Source organism: Actinomadura atramentaria DSM 43919 (assembly GCF_000381885.1).
GTDB lineage: Bacteria > Actinomycetota > Actinomycetes > Streptosporangiales > Streptosporangiaceae > Spirillospora > Spirillospora atramentaria.
Map to the genome: position 1 here is coordinate 196,399 of NZ_KB907215.1, position 22,801 is coordinate 219,199.

Consider the following 22,801-nt stretch of genomic DNA (forward strand, 5'->3'; position numbering starts at 1 on the left):
GTCAGTTCCCCCAGGTATAGAGGTTGCTCAACTCCGCCCCGAATCTGCGGATGAGGTCGTCGCCGTAAATCTGCGCCGGCCCGCTGCGCGGCCCAGGGACATTGGACCCGCTGACGAACGACTGCCGGATCAGAACGAACCGGCCGACGCTCGAACTCGACCACCAGTGGCCGGGTTCGGTCCCGTACGCCACCTTGATCTTCGGGGCGACGTTCGCGTTCACGCGCTTGGACACCTTGCGCGCGGTGCTCTCGCTGCCGAATTCCAGCACGCTGATCTGCACGTAGACCTTGTGGTTCGGCGCCTGGTACTCGCCGCCGTGCAGACTCCCGTGGCACGGCGTCGAGCGCAGGAGCGAGACGAGCGCGGGCTTGGCCGCCGCGACGCACGACTTCGTCCAGCGGCCCGCCAGCTGGTACGTGCCGCGGTCCGTCTCGACGGTCGAGGCGATGAACGACGCGGTGACCTTGACGGGCGTCTTGGTCGGGCTCGGCGCCGTCGTCGGCGGCTCGTACGTCGGCGCGCTGAACGTCGGCACCGGCGGCGGGCTGATGGACCGGAGCGCCTCGACGGCGCGGTGGTGGCGGCGTCCCCCGCCGACGACCACCACGACGATGACCGCGCACACGAGCAGGAACGCCACGACGCCGCCGACGATCGCGATGACGACCCCGCCGCCTCCGCTGCGGGGCGGCGGCGGGTACGCGGGCCCGGGCGGGAAGGGCGGCCCCGGCGGGAACGGTCCCGGGCCGGGCGGCCCGGGGGGCGGGCCACCGTGTCCGCCGGGCGGCGGGAACGGCGGCCCGGGCGGCGGTGCGCTCACCTCGGCGTCTCCTCGGATGGTCCACGAACGACAAGCGGGACTAGCGAACCATACCGAGTCGAATATCTCTGTTAAAGCGGTAATGATGCGCGCAAACCGGATTCATCGCCCAGACGCCACAGGGCCTGCCACCGTAACGGCGGCAGGCCCTGGCTCCACATCCAACCCCGCGCGCCATCTACCCGGCAATCAACGCACCATGCGCGTTGAGACGCACAACACACCCGAAAGCGGGCGTCAGCGGATGATGTTGCCGGTGCCCTGCGGATGATCCGCCATCGGCGCGGAACGCTGCGCGTCCGCCGCCCGCCAGCTCAGCGCCGGGGACTCGGAGATCCCGTCCGGATAGACCGTCCCGCCCGCCCAGCGGACCAGGTCCTCGGCGAACCGGCGCGCGACCCGCGACGCCTCCGGGACGTCGCCCGCCGCCCGGATCTCCACCCACCACACCGGGGCCGTGACCCGCGCGGCGAACTCCGGGCCGAGCAGCCGCCCGACCTCGCCCGGCACCGACACCAGCACCGGCGTCTCGATGGACACCAGCAGCGTGCGGTCGGCGTCGAAGAGCTGCGTCGGCTCGGCGTCGCCGCCGCGCAGCTCCAGCGGCTCGCCCATCGCGATCATCCCGTCCGCGACGGCGAAGACGTCCGGCTGCCGCCGCGTCAGCGCGACGAGATCGCAGGTCACCGGACCACCCCCGGACCGCCGAGCGCGCGGGCGAACGCCTCGGCGGCGATCAGCCCGGCGGCGGCCAGCGTGGCCTCGCCGAGCTTGGCGAGGTCGAGGGAGCCGCCCGCCGCCAGGTGCCGGTCGTAGGGGACGAGCACGAGCGGCAGCCCCCACGCCGACAGCATCTCTCGCGCACGCTCCAGGTCGGCCCCGACCTGCGGCGCGTGCGTCACCATCGCGATGACCGTCCGGGACAGCAGGGCCTGCTGCCCGTTCCCGGCGAACCACTCCAGCGCGCCGCGCGCGCTCAGCGCGCCGTCGGCCGTCGCGGGCGTCACCAGCACCAGCCCGTGCGTCTGCCCGAGGATGCCCCGGTGCAGCTCGGTCAGGATGCCCGCGCCGCAGTCCACGACGGCCGCGGCGAAGTACCGGCTGATCGCCGCGAGCGCCGCCTGGAACGTCTCGATCGTGAACTCGCCCGCGATGCGGCCACCGCGCGTCGACGACAGCACCCACAGGCCCGTCTCCGTGCGCGCGAGGTACTGCGCGGCCTCCTCGAACGAGCGCGGCTGCCGCTTGGCCAGGTCGAACAGGGACTGCTCGGACCGGACGCCGAGCCGCAGCGGCAGCGACCCGAGTTCGGCGTCGGCGTCCATCGCCAGGACGCGGTCGCCCCGGTGGCGGGCGAGCTGCGTCGCGAGCAGCGCCGCCATGCTCGTCTTGCCCGCGCCGCCGCGCACGCTCGCCACCGCGATCTGCCGGTAGCTCGGCACCGCCCGCTGGAGCAGCGCCGCGACCTGCTGCTGCGTCGCGAGGTCCTGCGGGCCGGACCCGCCGACGGCCTTGCGCGCGGCGCGGCCCACGCGGCGGATCAGCGGATCGCCGTGCTGGCTCTTGCGGATGAGGTCGTCGGCCATCGGCACGCCGCCGCCCTGCGCGGCGGGCTGCTGCGGTTGGAACTGCTGCGGCTGCTGCGCGGCGGTCGGGAACTGCCCGGACGACTCCGGTAGCTCCGGCGCCTCGTCCTCGGGTTCCGCGGCGGGCGGCGGTGCGCCCGGCGCGCCGCCGACGAGCGGCGTGACGGCCATCTCGGGGTCGAAGTCGGGGTTGAACAGCGGCGGTGCCGCGGGCGGCGCGGACGGCTGCGGTTCCGGTTCGGGCGCGGGCGCGTCCGGCGTGGGCGGCGGGTCGCCGAAGGGGTCGCGCTGGAGCATCCCCCCGCCCTCGTACGGGTTGATGATGAGCGGCTGCGAGACCTCGCCCTGCTCGGCGGCCGGCTGCGACGGCGCGGGCGCGGGCGGCGCGGCGAACGGGTTCGCGACGGGCTCGTCCGCGACGGGCCGACCGGCGACGGGCGCGCCGGTGTCGGCGGACGGCTGCGCGAACGACGGCGGCGGAGGCGGCGGCACCGGGTCCGGAACGGGCTCGACGACGGGAGCGGGCGGCGCGGGCGCGGGCAGCGGGTCGGGCGCCGCCTCGGCCGGCACCGCGATCGGCGCCGGTTCCGCCACGGGCCGCGGCGCCGAGTCGGCGCCCCAGTCCGAGCCCGGCGCGGCGGACGACGCGGTGTTCAGGGCCTGGAGCCCCCGGCGCGCGACGCCGAGTTCCCCGAGGACGGCCTGCTGCCAGCTCGAATCGGACACCTGCCTCCCTTTCCTCACCGCAAGCCTACGAGACGCCGGGCGTGCCGCGTAGCGGTGATCACCACCCCATCGTGAACCGAATCGACGCGAACTCCGTCATACCCACCAGCCGATGCGTCCGGACGCGGACCGGCCTCGCTAGTCTTATCCGATCTTCCGCCGGCGAATATCCTATTTCGCCCCAGCCCCTCGGCCGGAGTCAGCATGTCGTCTCCTCAGTGGCCTGGTCAGCCGGGATTCCCTCCCGGACAGCAGCCGCCCCCGCCCCCCGGACAGTTCCCGCCGCCGCCCGGCTTCCCGCCGCCGCCTCCGCCCCGGGGCGGTGGCGGCGCGGGCGTTCTGATCGCGGTCATCGTCGGCGTCGTCCTCGTCGCGGTGGTCGCGGTCGCGGTCGTCGTCATCGTCGTCGTGAACAACAAGCCCAACCGGCGCCACATCACCCTGCCCACCTACACCGCGACGCCGACCTACCCGACGCCGACGCCGTCCACGACGCCGAGCGGCAGCATCGACGACGTCCTCAAGGCGACCGTCGAGACCGCGAAGGGCACGACCTTCACGCGCGCGGGAACGAAGGACGCCGCGTGCTCGTCGCGCGCCGACAAGGAGCTCAGCCCCGTCATCGACGACTACCCGTGCGTCGGGCTGATGCGCTCGGCGGTGTACGCGAACCCGAGCAGGACGATCCTCGTCGTCATCTCGATCGCGACGTTCGCCGACTCGTCGTCCGCGCGGTCGGTCAGCGACGCCACCAACAAGGGCGCCGCGCCGATCCTGCTCACGCCGTCGCCCGAGAGCGGCCTGCCGCGCCTCGACCGCGAGCCCGAGTCGTGGACGCGGAGCTGGACACAGGACTCCCGCATCGTCTACGCGCAGTCCTACTACGCGAGCGGCAAGCCCACCGGCGACCGCGACGGCGAGGTCTACATCACCGCGGGTGAACTCGGTACCGAAATCAAGAATGTCCTCGTCTGGACGAACTGACAGGCGTTGTTATGCTCCGCCCGGAACCTGTTCGCCGATCGTGAGGCGCTGGGAGGCGGCGTGACGACGAACGGATACACCGTCCAGCCGGAGACGCTCCGCGCGGCGGGCCGTGAGCTGTCCGCCGCGGGCGATCGGCTGGCCCAGGAATGGTCGGCGCTCAAGTCGACCGTGGAGGGAATGGGCCAGCCGTGGGGCGGTGACGACATCGGCTCGATCATCGGCGAGTCCTACGCGGCCATCGAGGAGCAGGCCGACGAGTCCTTCGGCGGTGCCGCTGAGGACTTGTCGGCCTTCGGCGAGAAGCTCGCCGCGATGGCCGACAACCACGAGAACGCCGAACAGGCGATGGTCGGGGACATCACGTCCGTGTCCGCCGCGCTGAACGGCGGCTGACCGGATGGGCCTCCAACTCCCCGGTGAGCTCATCAGCCTGCTCGGAATGCTCGGCTACACGTGGCCGGAGGCGGACGAGACGAAGCTCTTCCAGCTCGGCTCGACGTGGATGGACTTCTCCGGGACCGTGCGGTCCATCGCGTCCGACATCGACGGCGCCGCGCAGCGCGTGCCGTCGTCCAACCAGGGCGACGACATCGAGGCGTTCCAGAAGGCGTGGTCGGAGGACGACGCCCCCGCGTCGATCCTCGGCGACGCGGCGATGGGCGCGACGGCCGTCGGCGCGGCGTTCCTCATCTGCGCGGGCGTCGTCCTCGCCCTGAAGATCCAGGTGATCGTGCAGCTCGTCATGCTCGCGATCGAGATCGCGCAGGCGGCCGCGACGGCCGTCGCGACGTTCGGCGCGTCGCTCGCGGAGATTCCCATCTTCAAGGAGATCACCGGGATGATCATCGACGAGCTGATCAACCAGGCGATCAACATGCTCCTCGGCTGACGCGCGCTACATCTCCCGGACCGCCGCCCGCGCCTGCGGGGACAGCGGGGTCGACCAGCGGTTGCCGGCGCGTGCTGCATCTCTCGGACCACCGCCCGCGCCTGCGAGGACAGCAATGGCGACCAGGCGGTTGCCAACGCGCCCTACATCTCCGCGCCCGCCCGCGAAGACAGCGGTGGCGACCAGCGGCGCGCTACATCTCTCGGACCGCCGCCTGCGCTTGCGGCGATAGCAGTGGGAACCAGGCGGTGAACAGCTCTCGGAGCGCAGCGCCGTGACGGGTGCGCAGGTCGGCGTCGTGGCGCAGGACGTCGATCTCGTTCGCGGCCGTCAGCTCGGCGAAGTCGCAGCGCAGCGCGTGGGGCGGGTGCAGGACTTCGCCGGTGAACCGGTCGCGGACGGTGCCGTCCAGCAGGCGCGGGTAGGAGAATGCCCGGTCGACGCCCGCGTAGAAGCGGACGATCGCCTCCGCGTCGTGGCCGATGGCGGCGGCGAGGACGTCGCGCTGGTCGAGGCCGCCCAGCGTGCGCGGGAAACCGTCCGTGCCGTAGAAGGCGTGGCACAAACCGGCCAGGCGCAGCGCCGGGCCCGCGCCCCAGTCGGCGAGCAGCGCGTTGACGCGATCGAGGTGGACGGCCAGCGTTCCGCCTGGATGCGGAACGTCGCGCGCTCCGCGTTCCGCCAAGAGCGCGCGTGCGGCTTCCTCGGACAACCGGCCTCCTCGGGTCGGCACCCGCCCGCGACGTCTGTCGCGCGCCCGCCGTATGCCCCGGGACACCGGCCGACGCCCGCGCGGAACGCGGACGGGTTGCCGCCGAACTCGGAAACCGCGCGAACGGCTTCCCTGCCCTCCATCCTCCGAGGCGCGGCGACCCCAGTCAATTCATGGGTTTCCTTGGAGATGCCTTAGTTCTACCTTTCGTCCCATGACCCTCGACGACCTCCGCGTCTTCATCGCCGTCTACGAGGCCGGGAACCTCAGCACCGTCGCCCGCGACGTCGGGCGCACCCAGTCGGCGGTGAGCCAGCACGTCCGGCGGCTCGAACGCGAGACGGGCCTGCCGCTCCTCGAACGGCGTCCGCGCGGCGTCGTCCCGACCACCGCGGGACACGTCCTGTACCAGGCGGCTCTCGGCGGCCTCGCCTCACTCGACGCGGGGCTGCGCCGCCTCGGCGAACTCCGCGACGGAGGCGGCGGAACGGTGCGGATCACCACCGGGGGCGTCACCGTCCGGCACTTCATGGCGGACGCCATCACGGAGTTCCGCGGACGTCGCCCCGACACCGCTTTGGAGTTCAGGTCCGCGCAGTCCACGCGCCGCTGCGTCGAGCTGTTGCGCGCTGGACACGTCGACCTCGCCTGGATCACCCTCGGCGAACCGCTGCCAGGCGTCGAGCAGCGGCCTGTGGTCGACCTGCCGTGGGTCCTCGTCGTCGCGGCCGACGATCCCCTCGCGGCCGAGGACGAGATCCGGCCCGCCGACCTCGCGCGCATCCGCTACATCGCGCATCCGGAGAACTCGGCGTCGCGCCGCCGGCTGGAGGAAGAGTTCGTCCGGCTCGGCTGCGGGCCGCCCGAACCCGTCGGCGTCGCGGACTGGGACACCGCGGTGCTCCTCGCCGAGCTGGGGGTCGGCCATGCGGTCCTGCCGTCTCTGCCGCGCCTGCCCACGGCTGGCGGCGCGCCCGTCGCGTCTGTCCCCATCCCGGCGCTGACGCCGATCAGCGTCGGGTGGGCGGCGCGGCAGTGGACGGCGCTGAGCCCGTCCGCCGCCGAGTTCGCCGCACTCGTCACGGACCTGCGCGCCGCCCCCACGCCATGACGGCAAATGGAAACCGGGGGCGTCCCGATGTTCGGGACGCCCCCGGTTCATGCCGGAACCGACGGGATCAGCCGCCGGGCGGAGTCATGTACTTGTTGTAGCACTCCTTGTTGTCCTTCTGGAATTTCGCCTGCTCGGAGTCCTTCACACCCGTGATCACGGGGTACCCGCCGCCGTCCGGCACCTTGGCGTTCCAGCCCTTCTCGCGCAGGCAGGCCGCCATCTTGTTCATGTCCTGCTGGTAAGCCCCGCCCTCGCCGCCGCCCGCGGACGACGACGGCGTGACCGTCGGCGCGCCTCCGGCGGGAGCCTGCTCCGACGGGGTTCCGCCCGCGGCCGCGCTGTTGGACGGCGCGGTGCTCGCGGACGGCGGGTCGGCGGCCTTGTCCTTGTCCCCGCCGCACGCGGCGGCACCGAGGACCAGCGCCAGGGCCGGAACCAATAGAAGCTTCTTCACGTCGAAGATGCCCTTCTTCGTGTCGTGGTCGGAGGGATCACGCTCTTCCCGGACCGGCCGGCGGCCCCTGCGGGGGCTGCCCCGGTCCGTACTGCTGCGGGAACTGCCCGCCCTGGCCCGGGTGCGGCTGGACCGGCGGCCCCTGCGGCGGGGGCTGCTGCCCCTGCGGCGGCCCGCCGAACGCCGGTGGGGCGCCCTGCGGACCGGACGGGCCGTTCGGCGGGGTCTTCTTCGACCCGCGCAGAACGGCCACCAGGATCACGACGATGATGACGAGTCCGACGACTCCACCACCGACCGCGAGAAGGATCTTGGTGCGCTGGTCGGCCTTGTCCGCGTCCTTGGTGGCCTCGGACTTGGTGACCGGCTTGCTGGTCTGCACCGACTTGGGCTGCGACGCGAGCCACTTGTCGTAGCGGTCGTAGACGGGGTTCGGCGCGCTCTTGGGAACGTTCGCGGTCAGCGCGGCGGCGGGGATGATGACGCCCGCACCGGTGCGCTCGTCATGACCGGGCGGGCCCGCGTCCTTCGCGGTGTTGATGATCCGCTGGACGACTTCCCGGCCCGACATCTGCGGGAACTTCGCACGGACGAGCGCGACGGTCGCGGAGGTCAGGGCCGTGGCGGGGCTCGTCCCCCACCTTGAATAGAGAATCTTCCCGCTGTAGCTGATCCCGCCGACATAGACGCCCGGCGCCGCTACGGCGACGTATTCGTTGTGCTGCGCCTCGGCGACCGCCTGCTTCTTCGAGTCGACCGCGCCGACGGCGACGACACCCGCGCAGTTCGACGGGTTCTCCGGGATGTTGCCCTTGTCCCCGCTGTTACCCGCCGCCGCGACCAGGACGACGTCCTTCTGAAGCGCATAGTGGACGGCCTGCTGAAGGTCCGGCGGACACGCGCCAGGCGCGCCGATCGACATGCTGATGACCTTCGCACCGTGGTCAGCGGCATATCGAATGGACTCCGGAAGCAGCCGACCGTAGTTGTCATCCGCGAGCGGCAGCACTTTGGACTCGGGAGCAAGGCCGAAGAATCTGTCGGTGACGCCCCGGCTCGCGATGAGGGAGACCATCTGCGTGCCGTGATTCTCCCCGTCCTCATCCGTCGCCTGAGGCTTCCCGTCGTCCGGGCTGGGCACGAGCGCGCCCTGGAGGTCGGGGAGTTTCGTGTTGACCGGGGAGTCGATGACGGCGACGGTCACACCGGCTCCCTTGGACACCGGCCAGACCTTCTGCTGGACCTCCCAGGCGGCGAACCACCACTCTTCGTTGGCGGGCGGCGCGGCGTGCGCGGGTATCCCGGTCGTCAGCGCCAGAACCGCGCTCGCGCCGGTGGCGGCGAGCCATCGTGTCATCCGTCGCACAGCACAACCTCACTCAGCGATACGGCGTGGGCAGTCCGAGTATTCCGGACCACCCACGCCGACTCGTCACGGACCGCTGGAGACGCGGTCCGATCAACCGATCACGGGGGGCGCGGTGTCACCGTCGCCGCCGCCCCACACGTCCTCGTCCTCGACGAGCCAGGTGGAGCGTTCGTGCTCCTCCTCGCCCTTGCCGCCGCCACCGCCGCGACCGCCCATCGGCGCGCCGCCCGCACCGCCGGCGCCGCCCTTGGTGCCTGCGCCGAGGCCGGACCCGGCGCCCGCGCCGCGCAGCCCGGAGCCGGCCATGCCGCCGGGGAGCCCGCCCGCGAGGCCGCCTCCACCGAGACCGCCGCCGCCGAGGCCGCCACCGAGGCCGCCGCCACCGCCGCCGGGGAGGCCGCCGCCACCGCCGCCGAGGCCGAACGGGTCGCCGCCGAGGCCGCCGCCCGCGCCGCCGCCGCCGACACCGGCCAGGTCCGAACCGGAGCCGCCACCACCGGGGTAGCCGCCGATGCCGCCACCGCCGCCCCCGATACCGCCGAGGCCGCCGCCCGCGCCGCCGTCGCCCAGGCCGCCGCCCGCACCACCGCCGGGGTAGCCGCCGAGGCCCGAACCGCCGCCGCCCGGGACGCCGGAGTAGTCGGGCATCTTGCCGCCCGCGCCACCGCCGACGCCGCCGAGGCCGCCGCCTGCACCACCGCCGGGGATTCCGCCGCCGGGGACGCCCCCGTTGGGCGGCGGATTCGGGATGCCGCCATCGCGCTGGCTGTGCGGAAGATCCGTCGTCACGCTGGTGGGCAGGGCGTTGTTCGCCTCGACGGCACGGCCGCCGAGCCGGTTCATGTGCTCCTGCGCCGCTTCCTTCTCCGCGTCGCCGAACAGGCCCAGCGCCTCACCGATCGTCTTACCGCCGAGCGCGATCGTGCCGCCCATCGGACCGGCGACCATCGTCCCCGCCGCGAAGACCGCGGCGTCGCCCTTGTCCGCCTTCGGCATGCTGATGTGGCCGAAGAAGCCCTTCTTCGGGCGGTGCTCGACGTACCACTCGAGTTGCGGGCCGAACGCGCTGAGCGCGTTGCCCGTCTCGTTGGCGACCTGGGCCATGCTGGCGGCGGACGTCTGCAGGCGCCCCATCTGCTTCACGGCCTCGTCGGCGTCGTCGCCCTTCCAGACGCTCTCAAGGTTCTTGGCCTGGGTGCGGAGCACCGCCGCCGCCTCGTTGAGCTTCTTGGCCGCGGACTGGTAGGTCTTCCCCGCGGTGATCACGCTCTGCGGGTCGGTGCTGTCCAGAATGCGGTTCATCTCGTCCATGCCCCCAGAGAAGGGAGTGGAGCTGATGCCGCCCTTGCGGATGTTATGCGTTTGCGGTGTCGTCATCGTCTATTCCCGTTCCACGAAGCGCGCTGTCAGTACGCCGACGTGTTCCCATAGTTCGGGGTCGGAGGCGCCACGCTGGTGTTGACGCTGTTGACGGTCGCGGTGTTCTCGTCCTCGGACTTCACGTGATTGCCGACAGCCTGGTTCAACGAGTTGATGACCGCCTGGTAGCTCTGGATCAACGCGTTGTACTGACCGTTGATGACGGTGTACGCGCTCTGTGTGTTCGTGCCGAGGTGCTGCGCGGTCGCGAAGCCGGCGCCGAGCTGCTGCGCCGTGACGTTCCCGAACTGCTGCACGTCCCCGGCCGAGCCGTCGCCGTTCTGCAGTTCGTTCAGGTTGTCCTGGAGGATCTTCAGGATCTTCTTGGCGGCGTCCCGGTCGATCTCGCTCTTGTTGCCTGGTCCAGCGCCCATGTGAACCTCCCGTGGGGGTCGCGGGGACCCGTTCGTGCTGTGGTCCTGACTGGTGATCAGAGGCTGGGGCCGGACGATGCACAACGCCCCAGGTGTTTCCGCCGGGAGACCGGTCGACCGCGCCGGGGGCGCGGTCGGCCGGTCATGGCGGGTTCAGCCGCGCGAGGTCAGCCGCTGATCAGGTTGACGTTCGACTTCACCGTGTGCTGGCCGGTCTCGGCCGAGGAGTTGATGACCGCGCCGAGCTGCTGCAGGATGCGGCCGATGTCGGCGGCGGACGCCTCCCACTGGCGCTTGGCGTCGAAGTAGGCGTTCTTCGCGTCGTCCTCCCACTGCGCCAGCTTGTTCTCGACCGACTTCTCGAGGTCGTCGAGCTCCGACTGCATCTGGCTGTACTTCTGCTGGAAGGCCGCGTACGCCTGCTGCATGGCGCCGAAGTCCATCGAGCTGTAGCTCATTGTTCCTCCGTCTCGTCCCGGGGGGTGTGGGGGGTGGGTCAGCCGTTGAGCAGACCGGCGATGCGGTTCACGGCCTCGGTCTGCTGCTGCTCGCTGGCCTCGTAGTTGATCTTGGTCTGGACGAGCTTCTCGTGGAGCTGGTTGAGGACCTCGAGCACCTTGCCGAGCTCGCCGTCGAACTCGTTGTAGACCTTGGTGAAGGCGCTGCCGGCCTCACCGATCCAGCGGCCGGAGAGCTGGGCGTGCTCCTGGCTGAGGTCGCCCTGGATCTTGCGGAGGTCCTGCGCCGCGGACTCGACCCGCTGGCCCGCCTGGGCCATTTCCGCTCTGTCGACCGAAGACTTCTGACCCATCAGTCATCCTTCCCGAGTAGCCTGTGAGCTCGTGTGTGGCGCGGCGGGTGCCGCTGTGCACCATCGACCGGTGTCAACCTGGGGAGCCCGGTCCGGTACGACGGCACGACGAACCGCGAAACCAGCACCAATGGTCACACATCGGATGAGACGGGGCCACCCGCCGAAAGGTTCGGCCGTTCGCCGGGTTTTTCCGATCATCGAAGGAGACCACGGGCACTCAGCCCCACTGTTCGGTGTTCGAGCGCTCCGCGCTCTGGTAGTTGTCCCGTGCGGTGCCGATCGACTCGGAGAACTCCTGGACGCATTTCGCCTGGTCACGTGCGGCCTTGTCCCACTTCGCACGCGCTTCGAAGTAGGCGTCCCTGGCGTCGTCCTCCCACCGGGCGAGACCGCTCTGGAGATCGGCTTCCAGCGTGTCCAGGAGCTGGACCATCTCGCGATGCTTGGTCTCGAACATCTGCTCGGCCTGCTGCATCGCCTGATAGTCCGTACTGAACGCCTGACTCACGAGAACTCCTTCGTCACGGCCTATTGCGGTCGAGACTGTAGCAAGACCGGATCGACCGGTCCGTAACATTTGACCATTTATTGGTCATCCTGTCGTCGTTCCGCTCACGGGCAGGACCGCCTTCGCCGGGTCGAGGACCGGACCCTGCGGAACGAGGTTCAGCAGATTCGCGGGGACGGGCACCGAGTCGTTCTCGTCCGCCGAGATCGAGTAGCCGAGGGCCTTCGCGGTGTCGGGCGACTTCAGCGGGTACCGCCGTCCGTCGTCGGAGACGAACGAGTAGCTGTTGATCGCCGACACCGATCCGCCGGCCGGGAGCACGCCCGCCAGGACCGCGCTGCCCGGCGGGAGCACGACGTTGTCCACACCCGTGCCGGTCGAGGCGCCGGTGGGCGCGGGCAGGTCCTTGCCGCCGCCGATCTTCAGCTTCGCCCGGTCGTTGCTCTTGGCGGCGTCCGGATAGACGACGCACAGCGAGTCCGACGCGCTGAACGTCCCGGCCTTGATGCTCTCCTGCGGCAGGTTCGTGTCGAGGAGGTTCTTCGACGAGCGGTTGCTCGTCACCGCCGACGCCTCCAGCGGCACGTCGTGCCGCAGGCGGTAGCCCGCCGACGACTGGAGCAGCGCCGCCTGCACCTTGGAGATCCGCGCGACGCCGTCCGCGAGCAGGACGTACGGCTGGTCGCCGCCGCCGGTCGCGCTCTTGACCGCGTAGACCTGCCCGATCGTGCCGCGCAGGCCGCCCCGCAGGTTCGCCGGGCGCCCGTAGCCCTGGATGGCGGGCGCGGCGAAGTCCGGTCCGGCGGGCAGCGCGTTGACGAACGCGCTGGACACCGGTGTCGGCTGCGACACCTGCAGCACGGTCATACCGGCGTCGGACATCTTCATCCGCTGGTTGTTCCAGATCAGGAAGTTGCCGGTGGACCCGGCGCTGACGACGACACCGGTGGTCGCGTCGAGCGTCCGGCCGCCGACGTCCTGGCCGCCGACGAGCGACACGACGGGCTTGTTCACGCCGCCCCGGTCGATCTGCCGGACGCACACCGACCACGGCCCGCCGACGAGCCGCTTCTTGTCCGGCACGGTGTCGGGCGCGCCGGGGATGCCGATGAGCTGCCCGCGCGGGAACTTCGACAGCGACTTCGACGACACCGACTTCTTCTTGAACTCGCCGGAGCCGCCCGCGACGGCGAGCCGTCCCGACGCGTAGTTCGCGACGGGGCAGAGCGCCTTGCCGTCCTTCGTCGCGTCCGACTTGCACCAGACGTAGCGGTTGCCGGTCTCCTTCTCGATGAGGAGGACGCCGCCGTCGGTGATGCCCTTGGTGCCGCCGCCGAAGATCAGCCCGACGATGCCGAACGCGGCCGCGACGAGCACGCCGACCATGATCCCGGCGAACGTGCCGACGTTGAGCCGCCGCAGCGGCTGCTCGGGGTTGTCCGGCTGACCGAAGATGAGCGCCTGGGACGCCCGGTGCGTCATCAGCCGGTGCGCCTGGAGCAGGTCCCGTTTCGTCTGCATGAGACGTGTTCTCCCGGATCAGCCGGCGATGGAGCGGACGTAGTCGAACACGGCCGCGACGCCGAGGGCGAGCGGGATCGTCGCCACGACGAGCATGATTTCGAGGATCTGCCCGGCGCGGCCCCAGAACGGGGTGGGCCGGTGGTTCGGCAGCCACATCCCGACGCCGACGACGATCCCGGAGACGATGAGCGTCGGGACCAGGACGAGCAGCACGGCCTTGTTCGCCGAGTCGGCGTGGACGCAGCCGCCGACGGCCAGCAGCCCGAGGCCGATCGCGCCGGGGACGAGCAGCCACAGCTTCTGCGCGCGGCCGGTGAAGAACCGCGCGCCGCGCAGCAGCAGCACGACGGCGAAGACCGCGGTCGTCACCAGGGTGAGCCAGCCGGAGTGGAACGCCAGCGGGATGAACGCGCCGATCGCGACGAGGCCCGTCGCGGCGACGCCGCCGGTGACGAACCGGTCGGCGCGGACGGTGTTCTTCAGCACCTGGCGGCCGTCGACCATGAGCGTGTCGCGGCGCAGGTCGTCGGCGCTGCTCGGGACGGGCGGCAGCGCGACGCGGGCCATCCGCATCGACGCGCCCGACAGCAGCGGCGTCAGCGCGAGCGCGATCACCAGGGTGATCGCGCCGACGCCCGCCGCGTCGGTGTCGAGGCCGAGCGGGATGGCGCTGTCGAGGGTGCCGAGGAGCGCGGCGACGGCGACGCCGTAGAAGACGGGCAGCGCGTCGGCGATGGCGAACCCGGCGATCGTCGCGACGAGCACGACGGCGCCGAACCCGGCGACGCAGTTGACCGCGCCGAGTCCGTGGAAGAAGTTCAGCAGCATCGCGCCGCGCTCATCGGTGGACGGCGCGTACAGGCCGGCGAGGAACGCGTACGGGACCGCGGCGTAGCCGACCCAGACGCCCGCGCCGACGTCGGCGAGCGCGCGCGACAGCGCGACGGCCCCCGCGAGCAGCAGTACGGCGGCGAGCCCGGCGGCCGCGGCCGTCGACACCGACGGGCCGGTCAGCGCGAGGATCACGACGCCCGCGATGAGCCCGCCGACGCCCCAGCCGAGCGCGAACCGGCGGGCGGCGTCCTGCCGCCACCGGTCGGGCCGGTCGTTGACGGCGGTCGCGACGACGTCCGGGACGTCGTCGAACGCCAGGTCGGGAAGCTGCGCCATGCGGGGCCGCAGATAAAGGAGGTCACCGTCGCGGACGCCCGCCTGCTGCGGCGTGCTCGACGGGTCGAACGGAGCCTCGTCGAGCTTCTGGATCACCCAGCCGCCGTGCGCGAGCCCGGCGTCGGCGAGGTTCTGCCCCGCGTAGTGCAGCATCGTGGGGTACAGCTCGGCGAACGTCGCGTCGGCGGGCAGCGCGATGTCGACCCGGCGTTTGGGTCCGACGAGCGTGATCCGGCAGAGGTCGGCTCCAGGGGGCGCGCTCACGACTTCCTCGCAAGTTGTCTGGTACGGGAGCGGGGTGACAACGGGGAATGGTGCCACGTCGGCCGCACCGCCCGTCGTCGGACAGGTGGCGCGAAGCAGACTAGCGATCCCAACAGTAGGCAAATCGACCTGTCATCGCGCAAGCGGATCGCCCCCGTCCGTCGCCGCACGGCTCCACACCCCCGTCCTGACATTCGGCGCACGGACCGTAGCAGTCACCGCGGACATCCAGCACGTTCTCACACGATCGTGACCCGATCGCGAGAAGTCAGACGCCTCTCGTCCTCGACGAGTTCGGAACTTCTAGGTGTCGCGGGCGGCGGAGCGCATCAGCTCCAAGACGCCTTCCTCGCGTTCGGCTGCGGTGAGGCCGTAGTCGAAGCTGTAGGTGAACTCGGCCTCGCTGAAGTTCGTCAGCCACATCGCGCAGTAGTTGCCGGGCATGAAGCACGGTTCCAGTTCGGTGTGGACGCGTGTGACCTGTTCCGGCCGGACGCCCTGCGCCTCCAACCGGTCCCACAGCGTGTGCTCGGGGTGCTGGACGCCGACGGCGACCGTCTCCGCCTCGACGCGCCGCCGCCCGCCGGGCTCCTCGACCTCGAACGAGACGCCCGCCGGGAAGCTCAGCGCGTGCCGGATCGTCTCCAGGACGCGCGGCCACCACGCCTCCGCGTCGTCCAGCGCGGTCGCGTCGATCGCGAGAAGCCGCCCGCGCAGATCGCGGAACACGTCCACGGGCGCGCGGTCGCCCGGCGCGCGCAGCGCGGGCAGCGCCTCGTCCAGCGCGAGCAGCGACGCGGCGAACGCGGCGACATCGCGGTTCACGGTCATCGGGTCGGCGTCGGCGACGACGAACACCGCGCGGACCGTGCCGTCGCCGTCCACGCACATCTCCGCGCCCTGGTCCGTGCCGACGCGGCACCAGGACGCCGCCGCCGCGTCCGGGTCGGGGAAACCGATCAGGTCCGTGTAAGCGGCGAGGCCGAGCGGGTCTCCGTCGTTCGCGACGAAGTACGGCCAGACGTGGGCGGGCAGCCCGACGTCGCGCAGGAACGCGGCGGAGTCCCTGGGCAGCGCGAGGCCGTCCAGTTCGGCGGGCGCGAAGCGGCGGAGCCCTTCGTCTCCGAAGTGCGCCGCCAGCCGTTCCCGCAGATCAGCCGTCATCCCTCGAACCCCGCTCGTATCGCCCGCCGTCCGGTCTCCTGCAACATACCGACCGCCCCGGCCGTCACCCGCGCCGTGTAGCGAGGACGCCGCGCGCCCGCAGCGCCGTGACGCCCCGGCCGGTGCCGACGTACAGGACGGCCCCGCGCTCGTCGGCGTCCAGCGCCAGCGCGCGGACGGGCAGGCCGAGCGGGAACAGCGACATCTCCTCGCCCGCCGCGTGCCACGCCCACACCACGCCGTCCACCCACGCCGCGGCGAACAGCGGGCCGTCCGGCAGGACCACCGCCGCGACGGCCGCGACGGCGGTGCCGCGCCGGGCCGGGGGCTCGTCGAGCAGTCCGCCGCCGACGTGCCACAGCCGGACGGTGCCGTCCGCGCCGCCGCTCAGCACCACGCGCGCGTCGCCGCCCGCCGACACGCACGCGACGGCCGTGACGCGCCCCTGATGCGCGGCGCACCGCTCGGCCGGCGCGTCGGAGCGCGGGCGGCGCGCGTGCAGCACGCCGTCGCGGTCACCCATGACGACGAGCGTCCCGGCGCGGTCAGATCCGAGCGCGGTGGTCCCGGGTGGGACGGCCAGGACCGAACCGTCCCCGATGCGTGGCGAAGGAACGCCGAACTCGATGGGACGAGCCGGAGGGAAGCCAGTGCTGGACGAGACGGGCTCAGCGGCTCCGGGCGCGCCGCGCTCGGCGCCGTGCGCAGCGCCGTCCGACAGGTTGCCCGGGCCGACAGCGGCGGGGCGAACGGCAGCGCCGGCTTCGGTGAGGTCCGTCCAAGGCGAGGTCGACTCAGCGGCTCCGGCCGCACGACGTCCGGCTTCGAACGCGACCGGACGTGCCGCACCGCGCCCGGCATCGTGCGCCGCCGCCACGTCCGTTGCATCGTCCCGGCCCGTGACGGCGGGGCGAGCGGCCGCGCTGGCTTCGGTGGGGCCTACCTGGGACGGGGCGCGCTCGGCGGTTCCCGGCGTGCCGCGCTCGGCGTCGTGTGCAGCGCCGTCCGAGCCGGTGGTGGCGGAGCGAGCATCAGCGCTGGCTTCGGCGGGGCTCGTCCAAGGCGATATGGACTCGGTGACTCCAGGCGCGCCGCGCATGCTCTCGTAGGCGGCCGGGCGCGCTGTGCCCTGTTCGGCGCCGTGTGTTGGCGGGCCGTTCGCTGGAACGCCTTGGCCGGTGGTGACGGGGTGAGCATCGGCGCTGGCTTCGGTGGGGTTCGTCCAGGGTGGGGCGGGCTCGCGGGTTTCCGGTGTGCGGTGTGCGGTCTGGAATGCGGCGGGGCGCGGCGGGCCGTGTTCGGCGGCGGATGCGACCGGGTCGTCGAGGTTGATGGCGGCGGGGCGGGCGGTGGTGCCTGGGCGGCGTTCGACGGGGTGCGCGACGCCGTTCGTGTCCAGTGCCAGAAGGTCGGTCCCGGAGGCGGCGAGACCGGTGACGGTTCGGGCGCGGGCGCGCCAGCGGCCGCGCGGCGCGCCGTCGGTCGGCGCGAGCCGGTGCAGCGGGCCGTCCGCGGCGGCGGCGAGCAGTTCGCCGTCGTGGAGTGCGAGCGCCGACACCGGTCCCGGCCGCGCACGGCCCGGCGATCCGGCGGCGACCCATTCGGGCCACCACGCGGCGTCCGCGCCGAATGCGGCGAGCCGCGCCGCGAGGCCGTCGTCTCCCACGTCGAGCGCGGCGGTCGCGAGCAGCGCGGCGCGGTCCGCGGGCGGCGGCGCGACCGACAGCCCCGGCCCGGCGAGGCGCCACGCGGCGGCGAGCCGGCCGGGGGCGCGGTCGCCCGCGGCCTCGACGGCGGCGGTCAGCGCCCGCGGGTCGCCGTGGACGAGGTGGCCGGCATCGGCCAGCGCGCGGTCGGCGACGCCCGCCGCGGCGCAGTGCCGCGCGAACTGCCGGACGGCGTAGGGCGCGGCCCGCGACCAGTCGCCGCCGGGGACGGTCGCTGAGACCGCGTAACCGATGGCCTGCCCGATCTGAGCGACCAGCTCCGGAGCGCGTGCGTCGAGCACGGCGGCGCGGACCGGGCGGCAGGGCAGGTCGACGCGGCCGTCGCCGGCGGTGCGGACGACCGGAGCGAGCGCGGCGACGGCCGCGTCCGCGCGGGCCGGGTCGCCCGTGAGCGCGGCCGTCCACGCGCGCCAGGTCCCGGGATCGACCGGTTCGCGGGCCTCGGCGAGCGCTTCGACGGCGGGCCGCGCGTGCGCGGGAACCCGCGCGAGCCACCGCCCGACGACGCCGTCGCCGGGACCGGCGGCCAGCGCGAGCCGGGTCAGCCCGACGTTGGGATAGAACGCGCCCGCCGTGTTCACCGCGCGCGGGTCGGTGACGCCGAGCGCGGCGGCCTCCCGGACGATCCAGTCGGTGAACCCGGCGCGGTCCGTCCACTCGGGCGCGTCCAGGCCGATCACCTCGGCGGGCGCGGACAGCCCGTCGAGCGCTTCGGGCCTGGACTCCACGAGCATCCGGACATGCGGCAGTGTGAGCATCGGCTGCAGCAGGACGTCCACGAGTTCGCGAGCCGCCGCACCGTCCTGCGCGACGCCGGACTCGTCGAGCGCCGCGACGACGACGGTGACGTCGCGGCGGTCGGCGTCGAGCGCGGCCAGCAGCGTCGCGGGCGTCCGGCCGGGCAGCCGGAGCTGCTCGGCGAACGCCCACGCGGCGGTCGTCGGGGTGAGGCCGGTCAGCGGGACGATCGCGTTCGCGCGCTCGTCGAACGCGCCCGCCGCCGCGAGCACCGCGAGCAGCCTGCTCTTGCCGGTCGCGGGCGCGCCGGTCACCAGGCACAGCTTCGGCCGCAGCCGGTCGTGGAGCCAGCCGAGGACGGCGCGCGCCGCCGCCTCGCGTCCGGCGTCGACGTCCTCCGGCACGGCTGCCTCCGTCACCACGCGTCCCTCCCCGCCGAGGTCATGCCATCGTTCCTTCGCGGACGGACTGGAAGATATGCGTCCACGGCCCAGCGAAATCCGACGGAAGGTCCAGTTCTGGGTCGCGAGAGAAGACGTCCCCGACGTCCCCGACGAACGGCGCTGGATCGACGTCGTGCAGTTCGATGGCCAGGTCTTTCGCCGCGACCGTGCGGGCGAGCAGTTCCAGCACGGCCTCGCGGTCGTCGTCGGACGCCATCGACGGGTACGCGAGCGCCCGCCGAACGAACTCGACGTCCGGGGATTTCGCGGGCGACGGGTGCTCAAGGAGCCGCCGGGCGAGACCTGCCGCCTCATCATCTTCGGCCGACACCAGTTGGGCGAGCACGCGAACGTAGTCGTCCTCGTACCGGCCGCGATCCCGCTGGAACGCGTAGAGGAAATACGTGAAGTCCTCGATGGTCGAGTTCATGAGCCTCGGCGGCTCGTCGTAGTCGGGGACGAAGTGGACGGTCCCGGTCACGCCGTCGAGGAAGGCGCGGCCGTCCCAACTGCAATAGGCGACGAGGAGCCAGTCATCGAACGCTCCGGTGCGCGACCACGGCCAATCGAAGTCCCACCGATCGCGGTATGCGGGCAGCCTCGCCCCACCGTTTTCGGTTGACGTTGTGACGGATGCGCCCGGTGCCTCCAGTGACGGCACGCCGACCTCCGTGATAAACCGCCGCGACGTCGGATGGGTCACGTCTTCCGGCACCAACGGCCAACGCTCGACGCCATCCACGCCGAACACCTCGACCAAATCAGCGTGCTTCAACCGCGACACCTCCGCACAAGCTTCCGCCGATCGTAGGACATCAGTTCAAGTCCCCGTCGCACGCCAACTGGAGGAGGTACGACCCGCAAAGTCCTCGGGGAGGTTCAGGGGGAGAAGACCTCCGCCGTATCCTCGGTGAACGGAGCGGGGTCAACGCGCTGGAACTCGATCGCCAAGTCCTGCGCCGCGGTACGCAAATTTCTCGCGGACGTGCAGGTCGGAAATCTTCCCGTCCGCTGGCGACTCGATGGGAATCAAGGACGGGGCCAATTCCGCGGGAAGCCCGGTCCCGGCCAGGAAGTCCCTCGTCGCCTGGTGCGCGATGCCGTCCGGCACCGACTGCCAACGGACACCATTCACGACCACGCGCCGTCGCGGACGTCGATGAGGATCGCCGTCCACGGCCCCGCGAAGCCGTCCTCGTCCCACGGCTCCCCGATCCCGTCCGGGAAGGGCGTCGGGTCCGCCGTGTAAAGGTCGGCGACGAGCCGCCGGGCCTCTTCCTCGTACCGGTCGAGTTGAAAGGCGAGCGTGTCATCGGCGCCTTGGTCGGCCGCGAGCGCCTTGGTGTAGGCGTGCGTGAAGCGTGCCGTGCTCCGCCGGATCGCATACATGAAATACGCCAGCGCGTCGACGCCGCTATGCACCCGCGCGGGCGGCCGGTCGTCGTCGGCCACCCACCACAGTTCCCCGGTCGCGCCGTCGAGGAGGATCGAGCCGCCCTCGTAGAACTCCGCGATCTCGTACCAGTGCTCGGCCCCGTCCGGCTGCTCCCACGTCCAGTCGCCCGCTCCGAAGTCGTCGTAGAGCTCGGGCAGCGTCGTCCACGGCTCGCCGTCGTCGAGGTCGGCCGCGCCCATCGCCCGCAGGTCGCGCGGGAGGCCGACCCGGGTGAGGAACGCGCGCGTCGGCCCGTGCGTCACCCCCGCGGGCACGTCGGCGTCCGCGACGCGCAGTACGCCGTCCGCGCCGAACTCTTCGGCGAGCGTCTTGAAAGTCAGTTCCGGGACCACGATCGTCCGCCGTTCACGGCGCACGGCCGACGGACGCAACACAGGCTCTGTACGCCGCCGTCACAGACGATCCGACGTTTCCAGCGAATCCCGGAGCCTTTCCGCAGCCGCCCACCGCGTTAGTCATCCCAACTCGCCGTCGCAGATCGCCTGGAACATGTAGGTCCACGGCCCGGCGAACCCCTCGGTGAGATTGAGTTCGGGATCGCGTTCGAAAACGGCCGCCGCGTCCCCGGCGAACGGAGCCGGGTCCGCGGCCTGCAGCTCGATGGCGAGATCTCGCGCCGTCGCACGGTACGCCATCTGCTGCTGCACGAACTCGGGGTCCTCCGCCAATTCGTCAGCCATGGACGGGAAGTTCAGCATCCGTCGCACGAAGCGGTCGCGGTCGTCGTCCCCGCCCGGTGTCCCCCGCTGCGCGAGTTCGAGGGTCCGTTCATGCGTGTACGCGTCGCGGTCGCGCTGGAACGCGTACATGAAATACGCGAAGTCCCGCACGGACGAGTTCATGAGGCTCGGCGGTTCTTCTGCGTCCGGAACGAAGTGAACGACGCCTGTCGCGCCGTCGACGAAGATGTTCCCGGCCCAACTGCAGTACCCGATGAGGAACCAGCCGCCGAACCCGTCTTCTGTGAACCAGGGCCAGTCCGTCTCGTGCTCGTTCCGGAATTCGCGCAGCCCGACGCCGCCCCCGCCGCCGGGAGGCAGCGCGGACACGGTCGGCGGCTCGAGTTCGGACGGCAGCCCGACCTCCAGCAGGAAGCGGCGGGCCTCCTCGTCAACGATTCCCCCAGGAGCGGCGGGCCATCGTTCGACGCCGTCCGCGCCGAAAACACCGATAAGCGTCTCACGTCTCAGGTCGGCAACCATGTTCCCCCCGTTCGCCCATGCCCGACGGGCCGCAGCCGACTAGCCGAATATGGATCTCGTCCAGTGCCGCATCTGCGTGTTGGCCCGATGGTTCTTCCCGGCATTGTCGCCTATCTGGTAGTCCACGATATGCTTGACGTTCGCCCCGGAGGTGTGCTCACCGAGCCAGCCGTCGCAGCACGGACTGAGGATACAGGGCGACCGCTCGGAGAGCACGTCCTTGATATTTCCATTCGGTACACCATCGTCGAGCAGGTAGTTCGCCCCGTACCGCTCCGAGTGCATCCCCCGGTTATGAGTGACGAGGATGCGCTCTTCCCCGTTGCCGTCGATATAGCGGATGGCCGCGAAGTTCGATCCCGGCTTGTCGTTCCCCAATTGCTTCCTGGCGTCGCGGATCGCGTCCACCAACTCGCGGTCGCGCGCGTTCAGGTTCGGATCATGGGGGTCTATCTTCTTCGAGTTGACCGAGTTCCGGCCCTTGATCTTTCCCTTGCGCCTGCCGCTCCACTCGTCCCTGATCTCCTTCTTCAGCTTCGAGGGATCGAGGCCGGTGACCTTCTTGCCCTTACCGATGCGGAACAGCTCGCCGGCCATCTTGGGGAAGACGCCGCGCGACGCCTGCCCGGCGACATGGGAGCGCCCCTTGGTGTGGCCCACCCTGCTCCTTTCACCCAGCGGCCGCCCCGGCCGCGAACGCCATCACGGAACACCGGCTATCGGCGGCGGGTCGTGGCGCGCCGGCGGCAGCCGACTCGGCCTCGCCCAGGGGAACGCGGTCAAGCGCGGCCGAATTTGTTGACGGCGTCGGAGAGGGCCGCGGTGATCTCGCGCATCTGGCGCAGGCTCTCGTTCTGGATCTCCTCGACGCGGGCGCCGAGGGCGGCCGTGTCGACGATTTCGTCGGCGGCGGCGCCGGCGGCGCGGGAGCGCAGGTCGTCCAGGGCGGCGTTGGCGGCGGTGACGAGCGCTTCGCCGAGCTCCTGGGACGCCATCCGCATCGCGCGCGGGTCGAGTTCGACGGACTTCAGCCGTCCCCCGGCAACGGCGGTGACCTTCACGCGGCCGTCGGCGGCCTCGCCGGTGCCCTCGACGTCGGGGGCGTCGGGCGTCCCGGCAGCCGGGCCCGGCCGACCGGCCCGCATGGACTCGAGCACCCCGCGGGTCTCCGTGAGCATTCGATCCAGCTCGTTACCGGACATCTCCGACACAGCACCGCACCTTTCGCCCACCGACGGTCCGCAACGGAGCATAACGGTGGAAACACGCACGAGCCGAGCACCACTAGTGGAATCGGAGCGAAACCACCGCGCCGCGACCCGGCGGCCCGAACCGGAG

The 22,801-nt window shown here is 71.8% G+C and carries 24 protein-coding genes; 4 read left to right on the forward strand and 20 right to left on the reverse strand.

All coding sequences use genetic code 11. The annotated features are described in order from the left end of the window. Position 1: 1 nt before the first annotated feature. From G339_RS36975 to G339_RS0120290, 3 genes are all read right to left on the reverse strand, one after another. Entirely contained in the window at positions 2 to 823 is an 822-nt protein-coding gene (locus G339_RS36975) for a hypothetical protein (protein WP_019632900.1), read from the reverse strand. Between the two features lie 237 nt (positions 824 to 1,060). Further along, positions 1,061 to 1,510 carry a hypothetical protein gene (locus G339_RS0120285; protein ID WP_019632901.1) on the reverse strand — a complete coding sequence of 150 codons (450 nt, stop codon included), beginning with the start codon at positions 1,508 to 1,510 and terminating at the stop codon, positions 1,061 to 1,063. Then, the gene (locus G339_RS0120290; protein WP_019632902.1) at positions 1,507 to 3,135 is read right to left on the reverse strand and encodes a MinD/ParA family ATP-binding protein; all 1,629 of its coding nucleotides are present in this window, start codon (positions 3,133 to 3,135) and stop codon (positions 1,507 to 1,509) included. Before G339_RS0120290 ends, G339_RS0120285 begins: the two co-directional genes overlap by 4 nt. A gap of 204 nt (positions 3,136 to 3,339) precedes the next feature. Between G339_RS0120290 and G339_RS0120295 the strand changes: the two genes are divergently transcribed. From G339_RS0120295 to G339_RS0120305, 3 genes are read left to right on the forward strand one after another with little or no spacing between them, the layout of a single operon-like run. After that, the gene (locus G339_RS0120295) at positions 3,340 to 4,119 is read left to right on the forward strand and encodes a hypothetical protein (RefSeq protein ID WP_084693336.1); all 780 of its coding nucleotides are present in this window, start codon (positions 3,340 to 3,342) and stop codon (positions 4,117 to 4,119) included. Between the two features lie 60 nt (positions 4,120 to 4,179). Next, the gene (locus G339_RS0120300; protein WP_019632904.1) at positions 4,180 to 4,515 is read left to right on the forward strand and encodes a WXG100 family type VII secretion target; all 336 of its coding nucleotides are present in this window, start codon (positions 4,180 to 4,182) and stop codon (positions 4,513 to 4,515) included. 4 nt (positions 4,516 to 4,519) lie between these two features. After that, positions 4,520 to 5,011 carry a WXG100-like domain-containing protein gene (locus G339_RS0120305; RefSeq protein ID WP_019632905.1) on the forward strand — a complete coding sequence of 164 codons (492 nt, stop codon included), beginning with the start codon at positions 4,520 to 4,522 and terminating at the stop codon, positions 5,009 to 5,011. Between the two features lie 193 nt (positions 5,012 to 5,204). Here G339_RS0120305 and G339_RS0120310 read toward each other — a convergent pair whose 3' ends face one another. Next, the gene (locus G339_RS0120310) at positions 5,205 to 5,723 is read right to left on the reverse strand and encodes a DUF6817 domain-containing protein (RefSeq protein ID WP_026341620.1); all 519 of its coding nucleotides are present in this window, start codon (positions 5,721 to 5,723) and stop codon (positions 5,205 to 5,207) included. A gap of 214 nt (positions 5,724 to 5,937) precedes the next feature. On the opposite strand from G339_RS0120310, the gene G339_RS0120315 reads away from it, so the two are divergent. Beyond that, the gene (locus G339_RS0120315; RefSeq protein ID WP_019632907.1) at positions 5,938 to 6,834 is read left to right on the forward strand and encodes a LysR family transcriptional regulator; all 897 of its coding nucleotides are present in this window, start codon (positions 5,938 to 5,940) and stop codon (positions 6,832 to 6,834) included. A 67-nt stretch (positions 6,835 to 6,901) separates the two neighbouring features. Here G339_RS0120315 and G339_RS0120320 read toward each other — a convergent pair whose 3' ends face one another. From G339_RS0120320 to G339_RS0120400, 16 genes are all read right to left on the reverse strand, one after another. After that, positions 6,902 to 7,291, reverse strand: a complete 390-nt coding sequence (locus G339_RS0120320) for a hypothetical protein (protein WP_157407913.1) — start codon at positions 7,289 to 7,291, stop codon at positions 6,902 to 6,904. Positions 7,292 to 7,328: 37 nt separating this feature from the next. Then, positions 7,329 to 8,648, reverse strand: coding sequence for a S8 family serine peptidase (locus tag G339_RS0120325; protein ID WP_019632909.1), 1,320 nt, complete (start codon positions 8,646 to 8,648; stop codon positions 7,329 to 7,331). A 102-nt stretch (positions 8,649 to 8,750) separates the two neighbouring features. After that, positions 8,751 to 9,971 carry a WXG100 family type VII secretion target gene (locus G339_RS36980; protein ID WP_019632910.1) on the reverse strand — a complete coding sequence of 407 codons (1,221 nt, stop codon included), beginning with the start codon at positions 9,969 to 9,971 and terminating at the stop codon, positions 8,751 to 8,753. 95 nt (positions 9,972 to 10,066) lie between these two features. Further along, positions 10,067 to 10,453, reverse strand: a complete 387-nt coding sequence (locus tag G339_RS0120335; protein WP_019632911.1) for a hypothetical protein — start codon at positions 10,451 to 10,453, stop codon at positions 10,067 to 10,069. A gap of 167 nt (positions 10,454 to 10,620) precedes the next feature. Beyond that, the gene (locus G339_RS0120340; protein WP_019632912.1) at positions 10,621 to 10,911 is read right to left on the reverse strand and encodes a WXG100 family type VII secretion target; all 291 of its coding nucleotides are present in this window, start codon (positions 10,909 to 10,911) and stop codon (positions 10,621 to 10,623) included. A gap of 38 nt (positions 10,912 to 10,949) precedes the next feature. Then, positions 10,950 to 11,264 (reverse strand): WXG100 family type VII secretion target, encoded by a 315-nt coding sequence (locus G339_RS0120345; RefSeq protein ID WP_084693337.1) that lies wholly within the window; start codon positions 11,262 to 11,264, stop codon positions 10,950 to 10,952. A gap of 220 nt (positions 11,265 to 11,484) precedes the next feature. Further along, positions 11,485 to 11,775 (reverse strand): WXG100 family type VII secretion target, encoded by a 291-nt coding sequence (locus G339_RS0120350; RefSeq protein WP_019632914.1) that lies wholly within the window; start codon positions 11,773 to 11,775, stop codon positions 11,485 to 11,487. 84 nt (positions 11,776 to 11,859) lie between these two features. Next, positions 11,860 to 13,296 carry a type VII secretion protein EccB gene (eccB, locus tag G339_RS0120355; RefSeq protein ID WP_019632915.1) on the reverse strand — a complete coding sequence of 479 codons (1,437 nt, stop codon included), beginning with the start codon at positions 13,294 to 13,296 and terminating at the stop codon, positions 11,860 to 11,862. Positions 13,297 to 13,314: 18 nt separating this feature from the next. Further along, positions 13,315 to 14,733, reverse strand: coding sequence for a type VII secretion integral membrane protein EccD (eccD, locus tag G339_RS0120360; RefSeq protein WP_019632916.1), 1,419 nt, complete (start codon positions 14,731 to 14,733; stop codon positions 13,315 to 13,317). 303 nt (positions 14,734 to 15,036) lie between these two features. Beyond that, complete coding sequence (locus G339_RS34665; RefSeq protein ID WP_019632917.1) at positions 15,037 to 15,897, reverse strand: SUKH-4 family immunity protein; 861 nt, start codon at positions 15,895 to 15,897, stop codon at positions 15,037 to 15,039. Positions 15,898 to 15,961: 64 nt separating this feature from the next. Further along, the gene (locus G339_RS0120370; protein WP_026341621.1) at positions 15,962 to 18,784 is read right to left on the reverse strand and encodes a hypothetical protein; all 2,823 of its coding nucleotides are present in this window, start codon (positions 18,782 to 18,784) and stop codon (positions 15,962 to 15,964) included. A 19-nt stretch (positions 18,785 to 18,803) separates the two neighbouring features. Then, complete coding sequence (locus tag G339_RS0120375; RefSeq protein ID WP_019632918.1) at positions 18,804 to 19,580, reverse strand: SUKH-4 family immunity protein; 777 nt, start codon at positions 19,578 to 19,580, stop codon at positions 18,804 to 18,806. Positions 19,581 to 19,936: 356 nt separating this feature from the next. Next, positions 19,937 to 20,593, reverse strand: coding sequence for an SUKH-4 family immunity protein (locus G339_RS0120385; protein WP_019632920.1), 657 nt, complete (start codon positions 20,591 to 20,593; stop codon positions 19,937 to 19,939). 123 nt (positions 20,594 to 20,716) lie between these two features. Then, the gene (locus tag G339_RS0120390; protein ID WP_019632921.1) at positions 20,717 to 21,463 is read right to left on the reverse strand and encodes an SUKH-4 family immunity protein; all 747 of its coding nucleotides are present in this window, start codon (positions 21,461 to 21,463) and stop codon (positions 20,717 to 20,719) included. A 39-nt stretch (positions 21,464 to 21,502) separates the two neighbouring features. Beyond that, positions 21,503 to 22,123: a nucleic acid/nucleotide deaminase domain-containing protein gene (locus G339_RS0120395; RefSeq protein ID WP_019632922.1), complete on the reverse strand. Its 621-nt coding sequence runs from the start codon at positions 22,121 to 22,123 to the stop codon at positions 21,503 to 21,505. Positions 22,124 to 22,242: 119 nt separating this feature from the next. Then, complete coding sequence (locus G339_RS0120400; RefSeq protein WP_240489861.1) at positions 22,243 to 22,620, reverse strand: YbaB/EbfC family nucleoid-associated protein; 378 nt, start codon at positions 22,618 to 22,620, stop codon at positions 22,243 to 22,245. Positions 22,621 to 22,801 lie beyond the last annotated feature (181 nt).